Here is a 2585-nt window from a genome sequence, read left to right on the forward strand (position 1 = left end):
CCGGCGGCGAACGCCGCCGGTCTCGGGCCCCCCGGTCCCCCAGATGTCATTGCTCGCACCTCCCCTGCCCTACTCCACCAGTGACAGGAACTGAACCCGTGTCCACCACAGCGCACCCGCCAGCGCGGGACAGTCGCGAAGTGCAGCAGCCGCTCGTAGCGCGCATCTTCGCCAACCAGCAGGTCATCCTCTTCTTGGTGTTCGCCGCGATGGTGGCGTTCTTCACCTCGCAGAACTCAATCTTCTTCAGCACCGGAGTCTTCGGAAACGTGCTGCTCGACTGGGGACCGGTCGTCCTGGTCGCCGTCGGCGAGACCTTCGTGGTGATCTCCGGGGGCATCGACCTGTCGGTGGGATCCACCGTCGGCCTGGCCGGCGTCATCGGCGCGTTCGCGATGCGCAACCTGACCACCGGCGGACACGGCGAGGCCCTCACACTCCTGCTCGGCACCCTCGTCTGCGTGGGCGTGGGGGCCGCGGTGGGCATCGTCAACGCCCTGTTGATCAACAAGGCCAGGCTGGTGCCCTTCATCGCCACCCTCGCCACCCTCGGTGCCGGCGCCGGTCTCACCATCGTGATGACCAACGGAGCCCCGATCGCGGGCGGCCCGCCCACCGCCATCACCCTGAGCAACAACTGGATCGGACCGCTGTCCAAGCCGATCGTGATCGTCATCGTGCTCGTCGTCATCTGCGGACTCTTCCTGCACACCGCGCGCTTCGGCCGCTACACGTTCGCGATCGGGTCCAATCCGTTCGCCGCGCGTGCCGCCGGCATCAGCGTCCCGTGGCACCTGACCAAGATCTACGTGCTGTCCGGGGCCCTGTCCGGCCTGGCGGGCATGTTCTTCTACCTCCGCCTCGGGTCGGGCGCCCCGACATCCGGGGCCGGGCTCGAGCTCGACGCCATCGCGGCCGTCGTCATCGGCGGCGCCAGCCTCGCGGGCGGTGTGGGCCGGCTCAGCGGCACGGTGCTGGGCGCGTTGATCCTGACCACGGTCACGAGCGGGCTGATCATCATCGGCGTCGCGCCCAACTGGAAGAAGGTCGTCGTGGCCATCCTGATCGCGGCCGCCGTCTCTACCCAGGCCCTGCGCACCTCGAGGGGCTCGGCATGAGCGCCGCACCCATCTACGAGGTCCGCAACGTCACCAAGAGCTACGGTTCGGTCCACGCACTCCAAGACGCCAGCCTCGCGCTGCACGCGGGCGAGGTCATCGGCCTGGTCGGCGACAACGGCGCCGGGAAGTCCACTCTGGTCAAGGCCCTCTCGGGGGTCCACCAACCCACCAGCGGCCAGATCTTCCTCGACGGCGTCGAGCGCAGCTGGAAGTCCCCGCACGAGGCGATCGAGGCGGGCATCGAGACGCTCTACCAGGACTCGGGGCTCGCCCCGCAGCTCTCGGTGGGCGCCAACGTGTTCCTCGGCCGCGAGGTCACCAGGCCCGGGATCCTGGGCAAGATGGGCTTCTTGGCCCAGAAGCAGATGGACGCGAAGGCCCACGCCGAGTTGGAGCGTGTGGGGATCGCCGTACCCGCCTCGAACCGGTCCATCGACCAGCTCTCCGGCGGTCAGCGCCAGGCGGTGGCCATCGGTCGGGCCGTCGCCTGGGCCAAGAAGGTGATCATCCTCGACGAGCCGACCAACCACCTCGGGGCCCGCCAGGCGGGCGAGGTGCTCGAAGTGATCAAGTCGGCCCGCGACATGGGGCTGGGAGTCATCTTCATCTCACACACGCTGCCGCACGTGCTCCAGGTGACCGATCGCGTCGTGGTGCTGCGCCTGGGCCGGGTCGTGCGTGACGCTCCGACATCGGAGTTCGACGCGGAGAGCCTGCTCGGCACCATCACCGGGTTGATCGAGAGCCCCGCCGAGCCTTTGGAGGAGGAGCTGTGAAGGCCCTGTATGCCGAGTTCACCGCTCGTCTCGACGCTGAGTCGCAGGTGGCCGCCTTGATGCGCGACCTCAGCGAGGCCGTGCGCGCGGAGCCGGGTTGCGTCACCTTCGAACCCTTCGTCCGCGACGACAACCCGCTGCACTGGGTGATCTTCGAGGTCTACCGGGACCTGGAGGCCTTCGAGGCCCACATCGGCAGCGAGCACGGTCGGGTCTTCAACAAGGCTCTGGCGGGCCTCATCGAGGGGCAGGGTTCCGAACTGACCTGGCTGCGGGAGCCCTCCTTGTGAGCAGGAGCCCGGTCACCTGATGCCCCCGAGCGGACTTCGGGCTCGGTGAGCGACGTGTTGCTCCTACAGTGGGCGAATGCCTGACTCCGACGCCCCGCGCCACCACCGCCCTAGCGTCCCGGGCGCGGCGTTCTTCGAGGACCTCACCGGTGGCGCCGACCCCGCAGCGGTCCGCGAGGCGGGCGACCTGGCGGCGACCCTGCTGGTGCGAGGCGCCCAGGGCGCGGACGACCATGCCCTGGTCGATCGCGTGCTGCACCTGGCCGACACCGAGGGGCTCGAGACCCTTGCCGAGGTCTGGTCCGGCGCTCCCCCCGACACCCTCGCGGGCTGCCTGTGGCGGCTCTACGTCCTGCGCGCGTGGGTGCACCGCTCCCCGTCGAGGGTCGCAGCGGAGT

General features: G+C 69.4%; 3 protein-coding genes and 1 pseudogene. All 4 read left to right on the forward strand.

The annotated features are described in order from the left end of the window. The first annotated feature begins 140 nt into the window (after window positions 1-140). Window positions 141-1118, forward strand: coding sequence for an ABC transporter permease (locus RMO85_RS03250; RefSeq protein WP_310526439.1), 978 nt, complete (start codon window positions 141-143; stop codon window positions 1116-1118). Then, window positions 1115-1897, forward strand: coding sequence for an ATP-binding cassette domain-containing protein (locus RMO85_RS03255; RefSeq protein ID WP_310526440.1), 783 nt, complete (start codon window positions 1115-1117; stop codon window positions 1895-1897). Before RMO85_RS03250 ends, RMO85_RS03255 begins: the two co-directional genes overlap by 4 nt. Further along, entirely contained in the window at window positions 1894-2187 is a 294-nt protein-coding gene (locus RMO85_RS03260) for a putative quinol monooxygenase (protein ID WP_310526442.1), read from the forward strand. The genes RMO85_RS03255 and RMO85_RS03260 overlap by 4 nt, the downstream gene beginning before the upstream one ends. 76 nt (window positions 2188-2263) lie before the next feature. Next, window positions 2264-2585, forward strand: a pseudogene (locus RMO85_RS03265) (hypothetical protein); the annotation flags it as partial.

This window comes from Nocardioides sp. (genome assembly GCF_031422975.1).
GTDB lineage: Bacteria > Actinomycetota > Actinomycetes > Propionibacteriales > Nocardioidaceae > Nocardioides.

Bases quoted from the DNA above. Each gene is read 5' to 3' on its own strand.
- RMO85_RS03255 (WP_310526440.1), top strand. From the start codon at position 1,115: ATGAGCGCCGCACCCATCTACGAGGTCCGCAACGTCACCAAGAGCTAC.